Genomic DNA, 21,837 nt, shown 5'->3' with positions numbered 1-21,837 from the left:
TCCGTGGAGTCCCCATGAGCGCACCGCTCGGATTCGATTCATTGCAGCAACGCGTCGCCGGCATCGCCCCCGCCGTCCGGCAACCGCTGGACTCCCCGTACGAGATCTCCAACGAGATGTACGCCGCCCTGCGGCACGTCCTGCACGATGTCGGCGGCCAGCCGGACCTCCCGGTCGACTACCTGGAGAAGGAGGAACAAGCCTGGGAGATGAGCACCTACGTCACCTGCGAATGTCTCGCCTGGCGCGGGGTGTGGAACGCCGAGGAGCGCAGACGACGAGAGAACGACCTCGGCGCGACGCAGTACTTCGGTCTGCCCTACTACGCCAGGTGGATCACCGTCGCGGCCAAGACGCTCGTCGACAAGGGCCTGATCACTCCGGACGAACTCTCGGCGAAGATCGACGAGGTCCGCGCCAGGTCGGGGGTGCGCCGATGACCTCGGAGCCGACACCGGCGAACCGGAGATTCGGCATCGGCGACCGGGTGACCATTCGCGATGCCACGAGCATGTTCCACACGCGCACCCAGGCCTACACCCGCGGCCACACCGGCGTCGTCGTGGAGTACCGGCCCGAATGGGTCATCCCCGAGGACGAGGCATGGGGCCGCGACGACGGCCGCTTCGAGCCGTTCTACGTGGTCCGGTTCCAGCAGAGGGAACTGTGGCCCGACTACACCGGCTGTGCCGCGGACACCCTCGAGACCGAAGTGTCCGAACGCTGGCTGGAACCCGCACAGGAGACCGACCCCACCGAGGAGGACGAATCCCCTTGACGCATCAGCACGATCACAGCCACGACCACGACCACGACGCGCACGCTCCGATCCAGACCGGTGCGGAGATCAGCGAATTCGAGATCCTCGAGACGGCGATCCGCGAACTCGCCATCGAGAAGGGCCTGTTCTCGCACGAGGATCACCGGCGCTTCTCCGAGTGGGCCGAGGCGGTGGGCCCGCACGGTGGGTCGCGGCTGGTCGCACGCGCGTGGCTCGACCCGGACTTCAAGTCACGGCTGCTCGCCGACGGCACCGAGACCTGCAAGGAGATCGGCATCGACTGGCGCGACCCCACCGGCTCGGGCACCCCGAGCGACTACACCTATTTCTACGTCCTCGAGAACACCCCGCAGGTGCACAACGTCATTGTCTGCACACTGTGTTCGTGCTATCCGCGCCCGGTGCTCGGCATGTCGCCCGACTGGTATCGCACGCCGAACTACCGCAGGCGCATGGTCCGCAGACCGCGCGAGGTGCTCGCCGAGTTCGGCCTGCGTTTCCCGCCCGAGGTCGAGGTCCGGGTGCACGACTCGAACCAGAAGTCCCGCTTCATGGTGATGCCGATGCGCCCGGAAGGCACCGAGGGCTGGACCGAGGACCAACTCGCGGCGATCGTCACCCGCGACACCATGATCGGCGTCGCCCTCCCCCAGGTGGACTGGACCGCCACCCGGCCGCCGCACCGGACAGACGACGCGACGCGACGGGAGGTCCGCTCGTGAGCAGCCCTTACGACGTCCTGCTGAGCACCCTGCCCGCCGGGGCCACCCGGGAATCCGCCCTGCCGGAACTCGATGGCACGCCCGACCCGTGGGAGTCGAGCATGCAGGCGACCTGCGAATGCCTGTCCTGGCGAGGCGCATTGGACAATCTCGAACGCAGGCATGCCGAAGACGTCCTCGGCGAGACCGTCTACGGCGAATTCCCGGTGCGCGCGCGCTCGGCCGTCGTCACCGCGCACGCACTGCTCGAACGCGGCCTGATCAGCGCGGACGAACTCCGGACCCGCATGGAACTGGTGCGCAGCAGGTTCGAGCACACATAGCACCGGTACCGGTTCGCGGCCCGAAGGAGCGGTCGGGTTTCCGATGCCTGCCTATGGTGGGTCGGAGGAGACGGCTACGACCGCTCCGTCCTCCGTTCGACCGACGAGAAGAAACACAGGTGAGGGCACCATGCCGAAGATCGTGTTGTTCGGGGCCACCGGGTACACCGGCCGCCTCACCGCCCGAGCGCTGACCGCCCGGGGCGCGACCCCGGTCCTGGCCGGACGCAACGCCGGCGCGCTGGCGAAGTTGGCCGCCGACATCGGGGGTGCGGAGACCGCGGTGGCCGACGTGACCGATCCCGCCTCGGTGCGCGCCCTGCTGGGCCGGGGCGATGTTCTGGTGACGACCGTCGGGCCGTTTCTGCGATTCGGCGGCCCCGCGTTGGAGGCCGCCGTCGCGGCGGGAGCGCACTACTTCGACTCCACGGGGGAAGGCCCGTTCATCCGCACCGTGTTCGACCACGACGACCGGGCCCGCACCGCGGGCTCCGGCCTGCTGACGGCGTTCGGATTCGATTATGTCCCCGGCAATCTCGCCGCGGGGCTGGCACTGCGCGAGGCCCCCGAGGCCGTGCGCGCGGAGATCGGTTACTTCATCGCCGCCCCGGGCACCAGCGGTGGCACGCGCGCCTCCATGGCGGGCATGGTGTTCGAACCCGGCTTCGCCCTGCGCGGCGGCAGGGTCGTTGCCGAGCGGATGGGCGCACGGTTGCACACCTTCGAGGTCGACGGCCGTCCGCATACCGGGGTGAGTGTGCCGGGGTCGGAGCACTTCGCGCTGACCCGTTCCTATCCGCGTCTGCGGGAGGCCGGTGTCTACCTCGGTGTGCCCGCCGCGGCAGCCGCTCGCGGCATGCAGGCCACCACGCTGCTCACCGGTGCCCTCACCCGGATGACACCGGTGAAGCGACTCGTCGACAACGCTCTGGCCCGGATCGTCAAGGGCTCGACCGGCGGTCCCGGCCCGGAGTCACGCGCTCGCACCCGGACCTGGGCGGTCGCCGAAGTGTCCGACGCCTCCGGCCGCGTCCTGGCCTCGGTGACTCTCACCGGCGGCGATCCCTACGACTTCACCGCGGCCATCCTCGCCTGGGGTGCGCAGACCGCGCTCGACGGCGGCCTGCTCGGCACGGGCGCGCTCGGCCCGGTCGACGCCTTCGGCCTCGACACGCTGACCGCGGCTGCCGAGGCGGCGGGCTTGCGCCGGTAGTCCCGCACCTGCGGACACGGGCGGCCGGTGATCCCGACCGCCCGTGTGCCATATGTGGCGGGCGTCCGTCGGACGCGCCTCCTGCCCCTCCTGCACCGGCGCGTCCGGTGGCCGCCGCGCCGCCCCCGGGTGTCGTCCTCGTCAGGACGACAAGATCAATTGTTGTGTATCGGTTCGCGGATGGGCAACCATGGTCGCTGTCCCAATCCGTCCCACTTCCAGCCACGGGAGCAGGTGAAGCAGTGGCAACCGGCTCGCACACGATCGCGCGCTACATCCGCGAACGCCGGGAGGCAGGCGGGATGACCAGAGCCGCCCTGGCACAGGCGGCGGCCATCTCGCCCGCGCTGATCCAGAAGATCGAGCAGGGCTCGCGCACACCGACCCAGGACGCGCTCGCCGCACTGTTCGACGCGCTCGAGGTGCCGCCCACGATCCGCGATCACATCGTCGGCCTGACCCTGCCCGCCCGGCTCACGGCCGCCCTCGATGACGAAGCAGGCGTGGTCACACCGGCGGATCTCGCCGTGTTGCAGAGCATTCCGCACCCGGCCTGCTTCCAGTCACAGCCGGAATTCGACGTACTCGCCGTGAACGCGGCGTGGACACGCTGGTTCCCCGGTTGCGATCCCGGCGTCAACATCATCGAGTGGATGATGCTGCACCCGGCGGCCAGGGCCGCACTGCCGCAATGGCGCAGACAGGCCCATCTGATGGTCTACGCGTTCCGGATCATGGGTCCGGGGCTGGTGCCGCCGGAACGCATCGCCGAGCTCGTCGGCAGCTGCGAGCGCGCACCGGAGTGGGCCGAACTGTGGACCACCGAGGTTCCGCCGCGCGAGATCCCCAGGCCCATCGTCGCGGTCAACGACCCCGATACCGGGCGACCGTGCGAGATGTACGCGGCCAACCTGAAATTCGACTTCCCCCGGCGCCGGTGGTGGATGTACTCGCTGGTTCCGGCGCACCCGCCGGAGGTCACGCCGACCCGAGATCCAGATCCGCGACCCGGACCAGACCGCGTTTCGCCCGCGCCGTCTCCAGTACGAACCGGGCCCTGCGCCCCCTGACGCGCAGCGTGGCGATGGAGTTGCCGAAGTGCGGGCCACTGACCTTCGCCCAGCGCACCGGGTCGGGCGAGATGCCGCGGCGGTCGGCGTGCTTGCGCAGCGCGCTCGCGAGTGGTTTCGCCCAGGACAACGCGAACGCGAGGTGGAAGATCCGCGGCGGGGCGTTGTGGACCGGGGAGCACACCAATTGCAGCACCGCGGAGTCGGTGCGTCGCGCGAAGGTGGCGCGGGCGGCGTAGCTGTGGTGCACGTCGCCGGAGAGCACACAGATCGTGGCGGGCGCGTCCGGCCCTGTGCCCACGCGCTGGATGATCCGGGCGAGCCGTTCGAAGGAGGCGCGGAACGAAGGCCAGTGTTCGAGGTCGGCACCCTGGCGAACCTTCTCTCCCAGTCTGCCGCGCCACCCCGGCTGAGCGGCCGCACGCTCGTTCAAGGATTGCAGGTGGCTGAGCACAGGCGGCATCAGCCAGGGCAGCGAGGAGCCGATGAGCAGGTGGTCGAGGTCGCCCGACTCGTTCGCGGCGTTGGTCTCGATCCACTCGAACTCCGCGTCGCCGACCATCAGGCGCTGCCCCTCGAGGATGCGGCCGTTGCGGGTGTCGATCATCAGCAGCCTGGTCCGGCCGAAATCGCGGCGATAGCTCCAGCGGACCGGCTTGCGCCCGTCGATCTCCCCGTCGGCGTCCTCGGCGAAATCCTCCAGCATGGTCTGCACATCGCCGTCGGCCTCGAGGACGGCCCGGTACAGCGGGTCGCCGGCCAGTTCGTCCGGCTCCGGGTTGCCCAGATGCTGATACACCCAGTAGGACGCGAGCCCGGCGCGGATCCGCCTGCGCCACCACGGTTTGCGCGCCATCTCCGCTCGCCAGACATCGGAGGTGTTCCAGTCGTCGCGCACGTCGTGGTCGTCGAAGATCATCGAGGTGGGCACGGTGGACATCAGCCACCGGATCTCCGGGTCCGACCACGACTCGTGGTAGAGCTCGGCGTACTCGCGGAACGACACCACCTCCCCGACCGGTTCCTCGTCCCCGCGCCGGTCGACCAGCCACTGCCGGATGTGGGGGGTCGGTTCGTCGGCATAGACCTGATCGCCGAGCAGCACCAGCCAGTCGGGCCATTCGCGCTCGGGGAGTTCCCTCATCCGCACCGCGTAGGCGTCGAGCGCGTCGGGACCGATCGTGTCCGCCGCCAGCGCGCCCGGCGTCGCCTTGGCCGCCCGGCAGGAGCCGAACAGCAGCGTCGCCACCGGGCGGGTGCGGATCGTCGAGGGCGGATACGCCGAACCCGGTTCCGGCCACACGGACGTGCCGTCGAGGGCGACTCCGTAGGGCGTCGAGGTCTGCGGGGTGAGCCCGCGCACGATCACCAGGGCGAAATGCTGTTCGCCGACCTGGAAGGTACGGGTGCGAGTGCCCAGTACCTCCACGTCGCATGCCGCGTCCGTCTCCACCCACACGGCCGCGGACGTCGCGTCGACGTGCCGCAGCACCGGACCGAGTACCAACTCCGCCATACCGGAAACGGTACGCATGCCGCGCTCGTCTCGGGTGCGTTCAGCTCCCGGCTGTGCGCTGATCGAGACCGAGCAGTCCGGTCGCGAGCGCGCGCCCGAGATGCCCATGCGCGTGATTCACCGGGCGGCCACGATCACCGATCGGGGTGGGGCGATCGTGTGCGTCGGGCTCGCCCAGACCAGGGGGGTGCCTGTCGATACTTCGGCCGTGCCGTCGCACCAGGCGCGGAGTCGTTCACGCTGCCAGGCGGTCAAGTCGGCCACCGGGTCGGCGGCCTCGTGGGCGGCGTCGACGCGCAGCGCCAGGTCGGTGACCGGCCGGGAGTCCGCGTCGATACCGGGGAGCCTGCGGAATTCGCGATCGGCGGGCAACGTCCACCGGGTGGTGGTCACCAGTCCCGCTCCGGCGTGGATCATGGCCACGACCAGGCCGAAGGTCTCCTCGGCGCGGAAGTCGGCGTGACCTTCGCAGGCGATCATCGCCACCCGCGGCGGCATCGGCCACAGTTCGTGACCGCGTTGCGGTCCGGTGCTGCCGTAGGAGTGCCACACCCGCTCGTCGGCATCGACGGTGCCCAGCAACAGGTCCAGCGCTGCCAGCGGGCGATGGTCCCGCGGGTCGGCGCGCGGCATGCCGTCCGGACCGACGCGGCGCAGCGGCTCGGCCTCACCCCAGGTCCGCGCGGTGTCGGACAGGTGCAGGGCGGCCGACCCCGGTTCGTCGGAACGCGCCGAGACGTGCCCCAGGTAGAACAGGCGCGAGCGCGGCACGGCGAGCGCGGCACTGAGATCGCGGCGGGTCATGGCGCTGATCGCGCTCGCCCGTTCGGCGCGGGGCACCCGGCCTCCGGCGGCGTGCCGGGACAACCGGCGCAGGAACAGCAGCTGATCGGAACGATCCAGAACCGGCCCGTAGCCGACCGCACCACCCGGTGTCGGCGGGTCGAGGACGAACAGTGCGGGATGCGCACGGGCCTGTTCCCAATTCTCGGGCAGCCGCGGACGTTCGGCGTGCACGGCTGCCGGGGGCTCGTGCACGAATTCGACGACCTCGAGCAGCCGCTGCTCGGCGGTCACGAACAGCAGCTCCCACGGCATGCGGGCCAGCCGGGGACTCGGTGTGCACCGGACCCGCACCCCGGCCGGAGTGCGGGCGCGTTCGATGATCTGCCTGCGCAGTCGCTCCGGGAACACCGCGTCGGTCAGCGCGGCCGACAGGGCCCGTTCTCCCTCTCGGGTGGCGAACGGGCCGGAGGTCAACGCCCGGAGCACGCCCGCGGCCGCGGTCTCGCCGCGCAGCGCCGTGGGCAGGCCGGTGGCCAGCAACTCGCCCGCCTCGGCGACCCGGGCGGCGGGCAGGACGGCGAATTCCGGGTGCGCCGGGTCGTCGAGCCAGCGCCAGCTGAGGTAGGTGTCGCCGGCGTCGGTGGCCCGGACGAGCACATCGACAGGACCGGTCACCGATCCCGTTCCTCCGGCGGGATCAGTTCGGTGAGCGTGAGCGGGTCGGCGACGGCCTCGGGTCGGCGCAGTATGTCGAGATAGCCCGCGATCGCGGTGAGACGGGCGATCAGCATGTCCGTCGGCCGCGGAGGATGGTCCCGCGAGACGCTACGGGCGGGCGTCGTTCCGCTCGCGCCGGAAACATGGAGGTTCGAGCCGCCGTCCGAGCTACCGTCGTCCGAATCGCCCGGCCGAACCGTCTCGCCGTTCGTACCCGGGACTCCGTTCGGCTCCGGGAACCACTCGGTGACAGGACCGCCGTCGACGGCGATCCCGCCGAACCGACTCGCACCCGGTGCGTCGAATTCGGTGAGCAGACCGGTCACGACGCGCTGCGCGTCGAGCGCTGCGGATTCGGCGAGCACGAGATGTTCCTCGCCGCGGAGCCGAGCTTCCTCCAGCTCCGCCTCGCAGGCGCCCGCGGGCACGGAGGCGAGGGTGACCATGGCGGTTCGGTGCTGGTTCCAGGCGTCGATCAGGGCGCGGTCGGCGTCGACGAGGACGCGGCCGATCGGGTCGCCACGTACCACGGCCGGGGGGATGTCCGCGGCGAACAACCCGAAATGAACTGTGTGCAGCGACCTTCCGGTGGCCGGGAGTTCGGCGACGACACGCCCGTCGTTCGTGGTCGTCGCGGTCGCCGCGAGCAGGGCGCCGGTCTCGCGGTCGGCGGCGTAGGCGAGCAGGTCGGCGACCTCGCGGCACAGCGGGTCGACGCCGGGGGCGAGGTGGGCGCTGAGCAGGAAGGTGTCGGTGTCACGGTGATGCTCGACGCGCAGTTCGGGGAAACGGGCGCCGTGCCAGGAGATGATGCGCGGTGGCAGCACGGTCGGGTCGAGCGGGACGTCGTCGACATCGGCAGGCGGGAGGTCGCCGCCGAGGATGGCGGCGACCGACACGGCGCTGGGGGCATCGGAGTCGGTCGACCAGCGCCGCACCGCGTCGAGCAGCGCCACGGTGTCGACGATTTCGGCGGCGTCGAGTGCGTCGCGCAGTTCGGCGGCGGCCTGCTCCAGACCGTGCGCGACGGCCGCCGGTGTGGCCAGGCGGAGCAGTTCGACGGCGGAGGCGGACAGTTCGCCCTCGCGGCAACGGTCCCCGAACTGCGCGAACGCGTATTCGGCGTGCCGGAACAATCTGCCTGCCGCGGTCATCCCGCCTGCGGCGTGCTCGGCGACAGCTTCGTCGATCAGCAACGCGCCGTGGTCGATCGGGCGCATCGTCCAGCGGGCGACAGCCGCGATCCGGGCACGCTCGCGCCAGGGGCCGGTCAGGTCGGGACAGTCCAGGGTGAAGGCGGCCTCACCTCCCTCACGCAGCAGATCCACCAGATCTGCCAGCTCGGGATCGGCCATCGCGGCGCCGAGCGGACCCGGTGCCGCGTCGGCTTCCACAGCCCAGGACAGCAGGCGGTGCGGGGCCACCGGATCGATCCGTCCGGTGATCCCCGGCCCCAGTCGCAGCTCGACGGCGGGCACCGCGGGCGAGCGCCCGGACCACCAGCTCACCAGACCCCGATCGTCGATCGTCATGACCGCCGTGCCGGAGACCGGGGCGCTCACCGCGGCACCCGTTCGGTGAATCCGTGACTTTCCAGCGTGGCCTCCGCCGCCGCGTGCCGCACCGCCATGCGGCGGGCCGCCTCGGCTCCCCGGTACAGCTCGGGCCGGTCGCGCACTTGTGTCACCTGCCCGACGGCCAGGAACAACAGAGCGTCCACCAGGCACGCCGCCGTTTCGGCCGACGCCGACACCGCCCCTTCCGGTCGCCCGGCACGGGTTTCGGCGCAGCGCTGCTCCCAGGCGGTGCGCACCAGTTCAGCCGGATCAGCGGAGGCGGGCAGCAGCTCACCGGGAGCAGCGAGGAGGCCGAGTGCGAGGGACTTCTCCCAGCAGTCGCCCGTCCCGTCCGGCTTCGGCGCGCGATACCCGGACAGGCAGGCGCGGGCGCGCGAGAGGATCTGCGCGTCGCGTATCTCTCGGTACTCCGTGGCTTCCACCGCGAGATCGGCGTGCGCCGAGAGCATTTCGGCGTCGACGAGCACTTCCGACCGTGCTACGCGTCGCTGCGCCCGCCCGGCGTCGAGCCGGGCCGATGTCAACTTTCGGTAGATGATCCTGGCGTCGACCAGCTCACGGCCTTCGACCTGCCAGCGCAGCAATGTCGCGCGGGCACGCCGGTAGGCCTCGGGTAGGTCGGGGTCCTCGCGGAGCCGCCGGTCGGCGCGGATCTGCGCCCCGAGCATCTGTTCGGCGCGCGCGTGCTCCTCCGGCAGCGGTGCGCGTGGCGGTCGCTCGGGGTCGCCGAAGACCGCCAGCGCGGCGATCTGCTCGGCGAACGCCGCCTGCGCGCGGGGGTCGTCGGCGAAGTCGGCCAGCTTCTCGAGCAGCACCGAGGCATAGCGGCGCATGGCGAGCACGCGGTAGTCGTCGTGATGGCGGTCGGGGTCGGCGACGAAGTCGTCGGCGGCCGCGGCGGAATCGAGCACACCGCCCGCGCCGTCGCCGCCGTGCTGGCGCACCATCGCCGCCCGCACCGTCGGGGGGACCTGCAACTCATAACATTTGACGGAGTCGCCGAGCTTGTGCGGCAGTCCGCGCGGTCGGTATTCGTGCGCCGCCGCCGCGAACTGGGCGGTGAAACGCGCCAGCGGATCGCCGTAGTCGGCATACATCCGCGACACCCCGAGCCAGCCCGTGGGCTCGTCCTGGGCACTGTCGGTGCGGGCCAGGAATGCCGCCAGCGAGCCGTATTTCGCGCGCACCCACTCCCGGCCGTCACCGAGCTGACCCGACCAGCCCTTGAGCTCGTCGACGAACTCCTTGTGCCGGGGTTTGGGGGCGGCCGCTGCCCTCGACCAGAGCACCGCCAGCCTCCGGCGGGTGAGGGTGCGGTCGGCGGAGGCCTGAGCCCACCACGACTCGCTCACCCAACTCGCCTTCGGATACGGCGGCATCATTCCTCCCCTCACGACGTCCCCGGCGTGCGGGGCCGCTGATGATTGTCCGGCACCGACCATGCCCTACGGCATTGTGCCCGCGCGGACGTGCCCGGGGAATCCGCCGAACAGATGACACGGCACCGTCATCCGACCGTGGACTGCGACCGGAATGTCGATGGAATCGAGGACTGTCCTGCCCCGGCCTCGCGTTCGATACTGGCGGGGTGAACGAAACCGGGGTCTACGAGATCACCGTCGCCGATCGCGCGCTGAGCGAGCTGATCAATGCGGTGCACGATGTCGCGGAGCGTCCCGCGCGGCCCTCGGAACGCGGCTGGGCCGCACGCGATGTCGCGATCCGAGACTTCCCCGACGTCGGTGCGCAGGGCCGCGCGCAGCGGCGGCCGCGGGAGAACAGACCGATCGCCGAGGTGATCGTCGAAGCCGACGGGATCGTGCGGGTCGATGTGCGCTTCGTCCTGGCCGGGGGTGCGGCGACGGCCCGCTTCGACACCGGTTGCGATACGACAGGCACCCTCGACACCATGCGGCCGGCATCCTTCGCCCGCTACCTGATGACCGCGACGATGGCCGCGCTCACCGTCCGGGGCGTGCGGGCCGAGCTCGTCCGGCACATCGCTACCGCCTGACCGCCGGTGCGCTAGAGCTCGTCGAGGGCGATCATGCCGTCCTGCAGCGCACGCGCGACCAGCGCCGCCTTGGTGTTGGCCGGGCGGCCCACCAGCTCGTACTTCTCGCGGATGCGCACCAGGTGGGTGTTGATGGTGGCGGGGGTGATGAACAGTTCGGCGGCGACCTGCGCCTTGGTGTCGGAGCGCAGCCAGGCGAGCAGAACCTCGATCTCACGTTTGGTCAATCCGGCCGCGGGGTACGCATCCGCGGAACGGAAAGACTGCTGAAAGGTCATGTAACGACACCCTCCGGGTTTGCGGCCGAGCCACCGATGACGATTTGTCATCCGTCACCATTGAATTCCGAGATAGCCCGGCGATCACTCCAGTTCGTGCGGGCATGTGCTCTCACTCGAGAGACTCGGCTCTCCTGCCGTGTAATGAATTACTCTCACCCTCGTATGTACAGGGGGCGCATGCACGCTCGCGCGTCCGAAGGTGAGAGGGGTACAGACCTATCAGCGCAGCGGATCCGACCTTCTCCAGGCTCATCGAAGCCGGGGTGTCGGCACTGATCGCACGTCCCGAGCAGTTGCTGGACCGGGGGTTGACAGCCGAGGAAGTGTTCAACACGGCAGGCGTCTCCAATGCGACGTTCTACCGCCGGTTCTCCGACAAGAACACCTATGTCCAGGCGCTCATCGAGCGGCTCGCCGACGCACCGGACAGCGCCGAGGCTCCCCGGCTACGCGCGCGGGCGCGCGCCGCGGGCGCCCAGGGCGGCCCGACCGCAACGCAATTGCGTGATCTGATCGTCGCGTTCTTCCCCGTCCTGACCGAGCCGCGCACGGTGTCACGCCGGGTGCTGGCGCACACTTTCGCCGACAGCACCCCGCGCGCGGCGCGTTCGGTGCGCGCCGACTACGCGCGCCGCGATGCTCGCATCCTGGCGCTCTACGACGAGGTGCTGGCCGAGAACGGCCTGACCCTGCGCAGACCGTTCACCCCCAGGATGCTGGCCGTGGTCATCACCGCGCTGTTCGAGGGTTTCCAGTTACGCCACCGCAGTGATCCCGGCTCCGTCACGCCCCATGTGCTCGCCGACTCGCTGCTCGCCGTTCTCGGCGGTGCTCTCGACACCGACGGCAGGCACGAACATCTCGACGATCTGCCGCTGGTGCGCGAATCGACGCCCCGGGTCACCGAGCTTCCCCGCGATCCCCGTGCGGCTGTCCTGGCCGTTGCACGCGAGGAGTTCGCCAAGCGCGGCTACTTCATGGCCAGACTGGAGAACATCGCCGCCGGCTCCGGCGTCCCGATCGAACAGCTGCGCAAACTGTTCCCCACCAAGGCGCATCTGATCATCGGTGCGCTGCGGCCGCGGTTCGAGGTCATCCAGCAGGCCATCGACGACGATCTGGTGCTGGAACTGGACGAGACCGTCATCATCGAGCACTATCTGCTGCACCTGGCCGAGGTGTGCACCGAGGACATGCCGTTCACCGATGCCCTCATGCTGGCGCTGGCGCACGACACCTACGGCGAGCCGGATCGGGTCAAACCGCTCAAGGAAGAGCTGAACCTGCCCGCCATGATCGCCCCGATCATCGAGGCGGGCAGACGCAACGGTGTGTTCACCGGCACCGCCGATCCGGTCGAGGTGGGTGCCGAACTCACCAACGCGCTGTTTCTGCGGTGCTTCACCCGGCGCGAGAACACGGCCGAGGAGAACGCGCGCATCGTCGGCGACCTGGTCCTGCGCGGACTGATCAGGCGTTGACAGCCGCCCTCCGCCGGAACGCCGTGGCCGCGAGTTCCGTTGGGGGGTCGGCTGTTCAGCTCGACTCAGCCCGCGCGCTGCAGTCCGGTGTGTTTGATCGCGTACCGGAACTCGGCACCGCCGAAGGACATCGTCTCGACGATGGGTTCGGCCAGTGCGCCCCTGGCGCGGCGCAGTTCCCGGTACTCCGCGCTCGTCGCCTCGAGCTGTTCGGTCACCACAGCGGCGACCGACCGGGCGAAGCCGGGAGCCGGACGGGCGCCGGGACGCAGTTCCACCCGCAGGTGCAACTGGTCACGTGACCGTGCGTCGGCGACGGTGGCGAGCACGAATTTGCCGGTGAGATCGGCTTGGACGCGCGGGTCGGCGAGCGCGGCGCGGATGCCGTCCGGGCGGATCTTCACCGCGTAGAAGGTGGCCGCCACATCGGGGCGGCCACGCAGCACGAGGAATGCCGACGACGGCGAACAGGTACGCAGGCGCAGTCCGTGACCGGCGCGGCGCAACTCGTCGGCCAGCCCGGCGGCGGTGCGAACCTCACCCTCGTCGTTGATCCGATAGCGGACCAGCGGCATCGCGTTGGCGACGGTGAACAGCAAACGCCCCGCCTGGTCGGTCTCGGTGTAGCGGTAGCGCGGGTCGTACTCGACCAGCGTGGGCGTCACCGCCGCGTCGGCGAAAAGGCGCTGCCGCAGCCGAGGATCGACCTCGGCCAGCCTGCGCAGGGCGATGGTGGTCGGCGTCTCGTGCCCCATCATGCCCGCGTCGGCGGTGCCGTAGACCAGGCAGGTGTCCTCGGCGCGGCCGGGCTTGCCCATCAGCTCGAGCACTCGGTCGCGCCAGGACTCGGTGATGTTCTCCCCGGCCAGCAGCAACTTGAGATCCTGGCCGAGCACTTCCGGGCCCGCGCCGTCGAGCACGTCGCGCACGAACGGCGGGTATCCGGCCAGCACGACCTGCTCGTAGTAGGGACCGAGTTCGGCGATGTCGGCGCGCACGGTCTCGAGGTTCTGACCGGGCGCGACTACCGACACCGGATATCCACGCGCGGCCAACCCCTCTACGGAGCGCATGGTGTAGGTGCCGCCGATCCAGTTACCCATCGCGAAGGCCACGACCACCAGCGTGCGCCGCCGGTGCGCACCGAACTGGCGCAGGATCCGCCCGTGCAGCACGACGCCCTGCGCGTGGGCGATCTCATCGCGCGCCCAGTAGCCGGGACGGCCGGTGGACCCCGAACTCGACGACCAGATACCCGCGACGCCGATGTCGCCCCCGGCCAACAGATCGTTGCGCCGATATGCCTGGAAATAGTTGTCCTTGGTCACCGGGGGCAGTGCGGCGAACTCTGCCGGTGTGCGGATCGCCGCGGGGTCGACACCGTGCTCACCGAGGAACTTCGCGTAGGCCGGAACCCTGTCCACCGCGGTCCGGAATACCTCGAGCGCCTGATCGAAACCCGCGACCGCGTACTGCTGACCCATGTGTCGTGACTCCTCTCTCCCAGACGCGATGACCGCGCCCGAGAGAAAGACCGATCCCCCGGATCGGACGCGACCGGACCACGGGTGGAGGAATGCCGGCCGCCGCGAGAGACTGCCGAGCGAGAGGACCGCTCGTACACACCGACCGCCGCGAGAAAGGCAGCGCGAGATGACCGAATGGCCCAGCCCGGCGTTCCTCCTCGGCGTCGAACTGCTGGAGGCCGAGCGCTACGCCGAGGCGGTCGCGGCTTTCGCGCGCGCCCGCACCGAGGCATCCGTGGCCCCAGCCGCAGTCGCCGAATGCCTGCACTACAGCGGACTGGCCCACGCGCGGGCCGGTGAACTCGAGCAGGCCGCGAACGCGCTGATCGCCGCCCAGGACATCCTGGCCGGGGCCGAGCCGGAGGAATTCCGGGCCGAGAGCGCCGAACTCACCGCCGATGTCCTCGCGGATCTGGGCCGCTTCGCGGAGTCCGCGCGCTATCAGCGCCGCGCCGCCGAGGATTTCGGTCACCTGGGTGATCACGACCGCCAGGCCGACAACGCGTACGCCATGGCCTGCAGCATCGCCGAAACAGGCGACAACGCTGCCGCATTCGCCGCGTTCGACGCCGCCTGCCGCGGTTTCGCCGCGACGAACCGGACCAGCGAGATCGCCGCGACGCACACCGCCCGCGCGGATCTGGCCGTGCGCTTGAACGACGCCGGCGCCGCGCGCACCCATCTCGAGCAGGCGATCGCCCTGCTCGACGCCGATCACCATCCCGACGACCTGGCTCTGAGCCACTATCGCCTGGGCCGTCTGTTCGCCGACGAGGGCGATCAGGCCCGCGCCGAACAGCATCTGCGCGCGGCACGAGCGGGATTCGCCGCGCTCGACGACTACGGCGCGGCCGCCGAATGCGACGACGCGCTGGGCGAAGTGCTCACCGCGGCAGGACGATTCGACGATGCCGTCACCGCTCTGGCCGCGGCCACCGGCGGCTATCCGCTCGATCGCGCCCTCGAACGCGCCGACTGTCACCGGCGCATCGGCCTGATCCGGCTCCAGCAGGCGCGCGTGGACCAGTCGCTGGCCGCCTGGGCCCGCGCGCACACCGAACTGCTCGCCGGGGGCCGCCCGGATCTGGCCGCGGAGATGCTGGTCCCGTCCGGCATGGCGCTCGAGGACATCGGCCGCTACGAGGAAGCGCTGCGGATGTACAGGTCGGCCAGGGACACTTTCGCCGACGACGGTCACGTCGGTGAGGTCGCTTGGTGCGATATGCACATCGCGACCGTCCATCTGGCGCGCGGCGACATCGACGCCGCCGAGCGCCTGCTCACCACCGCGAGTGCGGTCCTGGCGAGCACCGACCGCGGCCACCACGCCAGGGCGCAGCTCTATCTCGGTGTGCTGCACTCCGAACGCGAAGATTTCGACCGCGCGAAGACGCTGCTCACCGCCGCCCGCGCCGAGGCCCTGGAGCTGTCGGACGCCGAACTGGCCGCCGACTGCGCCGTGCACCTGGCGGGCGCGCTGATCCACACCGGCGAGTACCGCTCGGCACTGCGGTTGCTGGACCAGGCCCGGGCGAGTTTCGTCGACGGCGGCCGCTGGGCGAAAGTCGCCCAGGTGCAGGATGTCCGTGGGATGTGCCAGTTCGCGCTGGGGAATCTGCGCGAAGCCGAGGAACTTCTGCTCCACGCCTGCGACGGGCTGGCCCGGCACGGCAGGACCCGGCACATCGCACTGGCGAACTGCCACCTGGGTTCGGTCTACCTGGAGACCCATCGGCTACCTGAGGCGCAGGCGGCGTTCGAACGCAGTCACGCGGCGCTGCGGGTGTTGGCGCCCGACCGTCTGACCGCCGTCGTGGAAGCCGATCTGGCGGGGCTGTTCCTACAGCAGGGCAAGCACCGCGAGGCCGAGCAGATGTACACCGCGGCCGAGGCCACCCTGGCCGAGGCCGGGCAGCCGATCCGCGCGGCCGTGTGCCGCCAGAATCGCGGCGGCGCCCGCGTACTCCTCGGCGACCTCGATGCCGCGATCGCCGATCTCGAAACGGCGCGCGCCGTTTTCCACCCGCACGTGGCCTACCAGCGCAACGCCGCCGTCTGCGACTCGAGCATCGGGCTCGCCCACAGCGCACGCGGCGACCACGACCGCGCGCTGCTCCATATCGGCCGCGCCCGCGCGACCAACGCCCAGCTGCATCTCGTGCTCGAGGCCGCCCGCTGCGACATCCTCGCCGCCATCGTCCGGGTGGCCCGCGACCCGGACGATCTCCGGGCCGCCCTCGATCTCGCCCTGCCCGCGCTGCTGTTCATCGACCATCAGCGCCTGCAATTCGTGCATGCCAGGACCCGCTCGGCCTGGGCCGCCCGCTCGGCACTGTTCCGCTCGACCGTCTTCGACTGGGCCGCTCGGCTGGGCGACCCGGTCCTGATGAGCGAACTCGTCGAGGTCGCCGCCAATTCCGGCACGCACACCCCGGGTACCGCCGACTCCCCCGCCCGGGCCGACCATCTCGCCGCGCTCGCCGCCGATGTCGCCGCCGGTCCGCCATCCGGCCCCGACCCGCTCGCAGGTGCGGATCTGCTGTCGCCCGCCGATCCCGAGGCGCACGCCGACCCCCCGGCGTTCGCCACCACGGGCGCGCTCATCGCCGGGGCCGTCCTGCCCATGCGCCCGCCACCGCGGCTGCGGATGCCCGGCGGGTCGATCGCGCTGGGCGCGTTCATCGACAGCGCCGAGGCCCGCTACGGGTCCATCGATCGCCGGTTCGAGGTGCCTGCCTGGTGACGTGGGGTTCGGCCGAACTCACACCGGCACCGGTGTCCACTGTGAGGAAACCCCGACTACGATAGCGACATGGCAGAGTCCGCAGAGTCGGTAGAGCCCGCGACCCGCGTGCACCGCGACACCGGCGATCCGGCCCCGGTCCAGCGGGAAGTCATCGGCGAGCCTCCGACCGGCGGCGATCTGGAAGCCGCCATCGCCCGTCAGGTGCGGGCGCTGCGGCGGGCGAGTGGGCTGTCCGTGGGCGAGATGGCCACCAAGGTCGGCATCTCCAAGGCCATGCTGTCCAAGATCGAGAATGCGCAGACCTCGTGCAGCCTGTCCACGCTCGCCCGCCTCGCCGCCGGTCTCGACGTGCCGGTGACGTCGCTGTTCCGCGGAGCCGACACCGTCCGTGAAGCCGTCTACGTCCCGGCGGGCAGCGGGGCGGTCATCGTCGGCCGCGGCACCCGCATAGGCCACCACTACGAACTGCTGGGTTCGCTGCGTGGGCAGCACAAGCGTCTGGAACCGGTTCTGGTGACCTTGACCGACGCCAGCGAGGTGTTCCCCCGATTCCAGCACGCGGGCACCGAACTGCTCTACATGCTCGAGGGCGTCATGGTCTACGGCCACGGCGACGCGGAATACACGCTGCGGCCCGGTGATTCGCTGTTGCTCGACGGCGAGGGCATCCACGGCCCGAACGAACTGGTGCGACTACCGATCCGCTTCCTGGCTGTCACGGCCTACCCGGACAACCACGAAGAGGACTGACTGCCCAGCGCCTCGGCCGGGGGCGGTGGCCCGGCCCTGTTGCGGCACGCGTATTCGCTGCCGGGCCGAGTACGCCGAAACCGGCCGCGCGGAAGTCGTCTCCACCCGACCGGTCTGCTCGGTATGTCCGCGGTATCAGCCGTTCAGCGCGCTCTCGGCCGGACCGAGATCCAGGAACACCGTCTCCCCGTTGGCGTCGTCGAGCCCGTCGTTGTCGGTGACCACATACAGGTTCCCGTTCCCGCCGACGGTCAAGCCCTCCACCTTCTCCTGCACGAACCCGTTCGTGGCACGCAGGTCGGGCAACAGGTCACGAACCAGCTTCTTGGGCAGCACCTTCGGCGCTTCGCCCGCCGCGCGCACACCGGCCTCGGCCGGAATCTCGACGCGGTAGACGGCCTTGAGCCGGGCGTCGGGGCCGTTGAGCTTGTCGCGCTCGAGGATCAGCAGTCCGCCGTCGTGGACGGCGATCTCGGACAGGCCGATCCAGTCGCCTTCGGCGTCGGTGCCCTCCAGCTGATAGCCGAACCACTCCCACGCACCGCTGCCGGGCGTGTAGCGGCCGATGCGCGCGACGCCCTTCGGGTCGGTCTTCACCTCGCGTTGCACCACCACCCAGATCGCCTCGCCGTCCACGGCCACGCCTTCCAGCCCCTGCTTGCCCAGGCCCGCGGCGACCTCGGCGGGCAACGCGACGCGCTGCTCGATCACACCGTCGGCGGCCGTGACGACCAGCTCGTTGCCCGCGCCCTCGGCTCCTTCGACGGCCAGCACGAAGCCGCCCCCTGAACGCGCCGACAGGCCCTCGACGTCGAGCGTGACGGGCGAGCCGTTCTCGGTGATCGCGATTTCGGAGTCGATGAGCGCCGGTGTGCGCGACACGTCCACGCCGAGAACGCGGGCCGGGCCGTAGGCGATATCGGTCGCGGTGTAGAGGCGGTTCTCGTTCGCCGGGTCGGCGGCCAGCGCGCCGAGCGCGCCCCAGCCGATCGGCGTGCCGTCCCGGTCACCGCCGACGATCGAGGGGAAGGCGGGCTTGCCCGCGACAGCGGCGAAGTCGGCGCCGTGGCCGTAGACGTTCACCGAGGCACGCACACGATCTTCGGCGTCATCGGACTCCGAGGCGATGATCAGCAGATCGCGTTGCGGGACCGGCACGATGCCCTCCGGCCCCGGCGTCGTGGGCAGGATCTGGACGAACGTCGGCGCGGTGACATCGCTGACGTCGTAGACCGCGACGAAGTTGCTGCGCTCCGAGGCGACCAGCGCAATCGGACGGCCACCGATCTCGGTGATCGCCAACCCTTCCGGCTCCGGGCCCTTCGATTCGGCGCGGCCCTCGATGTGCAAGCCGGTGCGCACCGCGAGCTGGGAGAACGCGTTGCCCGCGTCCCATACCACCGTGCCGGTGGCGGCGTCGAAGATGGTCCACCCGCGGGTGCCGCCCTTCCAGTCGCCCTCGTTGGCGGTGGCCAGGTGATCGTCACCGATCCAGCCGATCGCGTCGGGTTCGCGGGCGGTGTCGGCGATCGAGCCGGTCTGGTCGAGCGCGCCGTCCTCGGCGGTGTCGATGCCGTCCACCGAGACCGCTCCGGCACCGAAGATCGATGTGACCGCACCGGTTTTCCCGTCGATGATCGCGATGCCGTTGTTCTCCTGCAAGGTCACCGCGACCTGGCCGCGGGAGTTGACGGCGACGTATTCCGGCTCGAGATCGCCGGGGGTGTCCAGCCCCGCGGTGCGTGCCGCCTCGACATCGAAGTCGACCTTGCGCGTCCGCCACGCGGTCGGTTCGCCGGCAAGGTCGACCAACTGCAGGAATCCCGTGGGCGGCTGGGGCAGATCGCCCTCGCCGCCGCCGTTCGGGGTGAACTCCTCGTCGCGCTGGTTCTCGATCGCGATCGCGGCGAACGCGCCGTCGGGACTGATGGCGATCGAGTCCGGCTGGCCGCCGAGATCGATGCTGTGCACCCGGGTGCGGTCGCTGACACGCACGACATCCACGCGACCGGACGGTGTGGAGAAGTTGCCGCCGGTCGTATCCACGACCACGAGAACGAACTGTCCGTGCGCGACCACCGAGGTCGGCTGATCGTCGGCATGACCCAGCTCGGCCAGCGAGAGTGTGCCCAGGCCCGCCGGTTTCGCGGGATCGCGGATATCGAGGAACCCGATGCGCTTTGCGGCGGCATCGGTGTAGACGACGGTGTTGCCGTCCGGCGTGACGGTGGAGATCTCCGCGACCGTCTCTGTCTCCATCGGCTCCCCGGCGGGCCGGTTCAGGTACACCGGGTAGGTGGCCGTGCGGTGGAAACGCTCCGCGTCCGGCAGGTTCCAGTCGATCGGCGACGTGGCCGGTGCGGTGTCCCCGCCGGTAGAGCATCCGCCTGCCAGCAGGACGGCAGCAGCAGCCAGCATTGCCACGCGACTCGGATTCGACGGCGTCATTCGTCCTCTACTTCGATCTCGGCGATGGTCGAGGCAGCGTGACGCGAGCAGATGAGCCGCTGGGGTTTGCCGGATGAATGCCAGGCGACGAGCAGGCGTCGATATGTCCGAATTGAGCGCGACTAGCCGCAGAACACGGCCGACCGGACGGGGTGGTGTCCCGTCCGGTCGGCCGTGTTCGTTCGTGAGCCGCGCCCTCAGTCCGCTGCCGCGGCTGCCGCGGCTTTCGTGGAATCGGTCTTCGTGGCATCCGTCTCGGCGGATTCGGCTTCACCGGAAGCCGCCCCTGCCGCTTCGGGCTCGACGGCCTCGGCAGTGATGGCTTCGGCCGCCGCCACGGTGTCGGCGGCCTCGACCACCGCGGTCGTGAGGGTGATGGTTTCCATGACGTAGGCGGCTTCACCGTGGGTCGCCGCGTCCAGGCCGTCGCGCTCGTGCTCGGCCGAGACACGCAGGCCCATGACCATGTCGACGACCTTGGCGATGATCAGGGTGACCACGAAGGTGTAGGCGAACACCGCGACCACCGCGACCACCTGGCGCCACAGCACGTCGACGCCGCCGCCGTAGAACAGGCCCTTCGCCCCGTTGGGTGCGGCGGGATCGGCGAGGAAGCCGATCAGCACGGTGCCCAGGATGCCGCCGACCAGGTGGATACCGACGACGTCGAGCGAATCGTCCACGCCGAAGCGGAACTTCAGGGAAACCGCGAGGCAGCACACCGCGCCGGAGAGGCCGCCGATGATCAGCGCGCCGATCGGCGAGACCGCGCCACAGGCCGGGGTGATGCCGACCAGGGCGGCGATCAGGCCGGAGCTCGCGCCGAGCGAGGTCGACCGACCCTCCCGCAGCTTCTCCACCGCCAGCCAGGCGCACACACCCGCGCAGGCCGCCGCGATGGTGTTGAGCACGACGACACCCGCTCCGTTGCTCGCCGCCAGCGCCGAGCCGCCGTTGAACCCGAACCAGCCGAAGAACAGGATGCCCGCGCCGAGCATGGTCAGCGGAAGGCTGTGCGGGCGCGGCGGATTCGGGAACGAGGTGCGCTTGCCGAGGATCAGCACCAGCGCCAGCGCGGCGATGCCGGCGTTGATGTGCACCGCGGTACCACCGGCGAAGTCGATCGCGCCCAGCTTGTTGGCGATCCAGCCGCCGAGCACCGAACCGTCGGCATTGTCGAAGGCGAACACCCAGTGCGCGACCGGGAAGTACACCAGCGTGGCCCACACGCCGGCGAACAGCATCCACGCGCCGAACTTCATCCGATCGGCCACCGCGCCGGAGATCAGGGCGACGGTGATGGCCGCGAACAGCAACTGGAAACCCGAGACCAGCGCGGGCGGCAGCGCCGGTTCGGCGGGCGCCTCCAGCAGTCCGCCGGAGCCGAAGAACTCGAACGGGTTGCCGAGCAGGCCGAGACCACCGGCCGAGTTACCCAGCACGGTCGAGTAGCCGAAGATGATCCACAGCACGCCGACCACGGCGAACGCGCCGAAGGTCATCATCGCCATGTTCAGCGTGTTCTTGATGCTGACCATGCCGCCGTAGAACATGGCCAGACCGGGCACCATGATGCCCACGGCGGCACAGGCCGCCAGAATCCATGCGGTATCAGCCGCAGCGATCGCTTCCGTCATTTTCCCTCATCATCCAGGTCAGCCGTTGAGATTCGGTGTCTCTCAGTGGTGAACAGTCCCGGTTTCCCAGTAGACGGCTGATCAGATTTCCGGCGACAGCACGGGAGTGACGTTCCTGTTAACACCACCGAGCGGAACTGTTCCGCATCACGCGAAGTCCTCGCCGTTTCGCGTCCGCGGGTCACACGGAACTGACGTTCGCGTAACTCCGACGACATATCAGCGGCGTTTCATGTTGTTCGACACAAG

General features: G+C 70.2%; 17 protein-coding genes and 1 pseudogene. 10 read left to right on the top strand and 8 right to left on the bottom strand.

The features are described from left to right. Positions 1–14: 14 nt before the first annotated feature. The 6 genes from IU449_RS29410 (at position 15) to IU449_RS01300 (ending at position 4,109) form a co-directional block, all read left to right on the top strand. On the top strand, positions 15–440 hold the full coding sequence (locus tag IU449_RS29410; protein ID WP_195000143.1) for an SH3-like domain-containing protein: 426 nt from the start codon (positions 15–17) through the stop codon (positions 438–440). After that, a complete protein-coding gene (locus tag IU449_RS29405; protein ID WP_195000142.1) occupies positions 437–778 on the top strand; it encodes an SH3-like domain-containing protein in 342 nt (113 codons plus the stop codon). Before IU449_RS29410 ends, IU449_RS29405 begins: the two co-directional genes overlap by 4 nt. After that, a complete protein-coding gene (gene scnC / locus IU449_RS01315) occupies positions 775–1,503 on the top strand; it encodes a thiocyanate hydrolase subunit gamma (RefSeq protein WP_228803621.1) in 729 nt (242 codons plus the stop codon). Before IU449_RS29405 ends, scnC begins: the two co-directional genes overlap by 4 nt. After that, complete coding sequence (locus IU449_RS01310; protein WP_195000141.1) at positions 1,500–1,826, top strand: ScnB; 327 nt, start codon at positions 1,500–1,502, stop codon at positions 1,824–1,826. The genes scnC and IU449_RS01310 overlap by 4 nt, the downstream gene beginning before the upstream one ends. A 130-nt stretch (positions 1,827–1,956) precedes the next feature. Then, positions 1,957–3,039 carry a saccharopine dehydrogenase family protein gene (locus IU449_RS01305; protein ID WP_195000140.1) on the top strand — a complete coding sequence of 361 codons (1,083 nt, stop codon included), beginning with the start codon at positions 1,957–1,959 and terminating at the stop codon, positions 3,037–3,039. Between the two features lie 242 nt (positions 3,040–3,281). Next, entirely contained in the window at positions 3,282–4,109 is an 828-nt protein-coding gene (locus tag IU449_RS01300; RefSeq protein WP_324188034.1) for a helix-turn-helix domain-containing protein, read from the top strand. Here the strand turns inward: IU449_RS01300 and IU449_RS01295 are convergent. The 4 genes from IU449_RS01295 to IU449_RS01280 all read right to left on the bottom strand — a co-directional run bounded on the left by IU449_RS01295 (position 4,018) and on the right by IU449_RS01280 (position 10,057). Then, complete coding sequence (locus IU449_RS01295) at positions 4,018–5,643, bottom strand: alkaline phosphatase D family protein (protein ID WP_228803619.1); 1,626 nt, start codon at positions 5,641–5,643, stop codon at positions 4,018–4,020. The genes IU449_RS01300 and IU449_RS01295 overlap by 92 nt on opposite strands. Before the next feature lie 99 nt (positions 5,644–5,742). Further along, positions 5,743–7,086: a hypothetical protein gene (locus IU449_RS01290; protein WP_195000138.1), complete on the bottom strand. Its 1,344-nt coding sequence runs from the start codon at positions 7,084–7,086 to the stop codon at positions 5,743–5,745. Next, positions 7,083–8,690 carry a hypothetical protein gene (locus tag IU449_RS01285; RefSeq protein ID WP_195000137.1) on the bottom strand — a complete coding sequence of 536 codons (1,608 nt, stop codon included), beginning with the start codon at positions 8,688–8,690 and terminating at the stop codon, positions 7,083–7,085. Before IU449_RS01285 ends, IU449_RS01290 begins: the two co-directional genes overlap by 4 nt. After that, on the bottom strand, positions 8,687–10,057 hold the full coding sequence (locus tag IU449_RS01280) for a hypothetical protein (protein WP_195000136.1): 1,371 nt from the start codon (positions 10,055–10,057) through the stop codon (positions 8,687–8,689). Before IU449_RS01280 ends, IU449_RS01285 begins: the two co-directional genes overlap by 4 nt. A 236-nt stretch (positions 10,058–10,293) precedes the next feature. Here IU449_RS01280 and IU449_RS01275 point away from each other — a divergent pair, with 236 nt between their 5' ends. After that, entirely contained in the window at positions 10,294–10,719 is a 426-nt protein-coding gene (locus tag IU449_RS01275; RefSeq protein WP_195000135.1) for a hypothetical protein, read from the top strand. 11 nt (positions 10,720–10,730) lie between these two features. Here the strand turns inward: IU449_RS01275 and IU449_RS01270 are convergent, their stop codons facing one another. Continuing rightward, on the bottom strand, positions 10,731–10,997 hold the full coding sequence (locus IU449_RS01270) for a response regulator transcription factor (RefSeq protein ID WP_228803617.1): 267 nt from the start codon (positions 10,995–10,997) through the stop codon (positions 10,731–10,733). 266 nt (positions 10,998–11,263) lie between these two features. Between IU449_RS01270 and IU449_RS01265 the strand changes: the two genes are divergently transcribed. Continuing rightward, on the top strand, positions 11,264–12,481 hold the full coding sequence (locus tag IU449_RS01265) for a TetR/AcrR family transcriptional regulator (protein ID WP_195000133.1): 1,218 nt from the start codon (positions 11,264–11,266) through the stop codon (positions 12,479–12,481). Positions 12,482–12,546: 65 nt separating this feature from the next. Here IU449_RS01265 and IU449_RS01260 read toward each other — a convergent pair whose 3' ends face one another. Further along, a complete protein-coding gene (locus IU449_RS01260) occupies positions 12,547–13,965 on the bottom strand; it encodes a phenylacetate--CoA ligase family protein (RefSeq protein ID WP_195000132.1) in 1,419 nt (472 codons plus the stop codon). A gap of 169 nt (positions 13,966–14,134) precedes the next feature. On the opposite strand from IU449_RS01260, the gene IU449_RS01255 reads away from it, so the two are divergent. Both IU449_RS01255 and IU449_RS01250 read left to right on the top strand, forming a co-directional pair. Beyond that, the gene (locus IU449_RS01255) at positions 14,135–16,750 is read left to right on the top strand and encodes a tetratricopeptide repeat protein (protein WP_195000131.1); all 2,616 of its coding nucleotides are present in this window, start codon (positions 14,135–14,137) and stop codon (positions 16,748–16,750) included. Positions 16,751–16,819: 69 nt separating this feature from the next. Next, complete coding sequence (locus IU449_RS01250) at positions 16,820–17,503, top strand: helix-turn-helix domain-containing protein (protein ID WP_195000130.1); 684 nt, start codon at positions 16,820–16,822, stop codon at positions 17,501–17,503. 135 nt (positions 17,504–17,638) lie between these two features. Here IU449_RS01250 and IU449_RS01245 read toward each other — a convergent pair whose 3' ends face one another. Continuing rightward, entirely contained in the window at positions 17,639–19,951 is a 2,313-nt protein-coding gene (locus tag IU449_RS01245) for an esterase-like activity of phytase family protein (protein ID WP_195000129.1), read from the bottom strand. A gap of 287 nt (positions 19,952–20,238) precedes the next feature. Beyond that, positions 20,239–21,588: pseudogene (locus tag IU449_RS01240) on the bottom strand (ammonium transporter); the annotation flags it as partial. Between the last annotated feature and the right edge of the window lie 249 nt (positions 21,589–21,837).

Source organism: Nocardia higoensis, assembly GCF_015477835.1.
In the GTDB taxonomy this organism is placed as follows: domain Bacteria; phylum Actinomycetota; class Actinomycetes; order Mycobacteriales; family Mycobacteriaceae; genus Nocardia; species Nocardia higoensis_A.
Note: the sequence above shows the minus strand (reverse complement) of the source record. Positions and strands in the feature narration are given on the sequence as shown.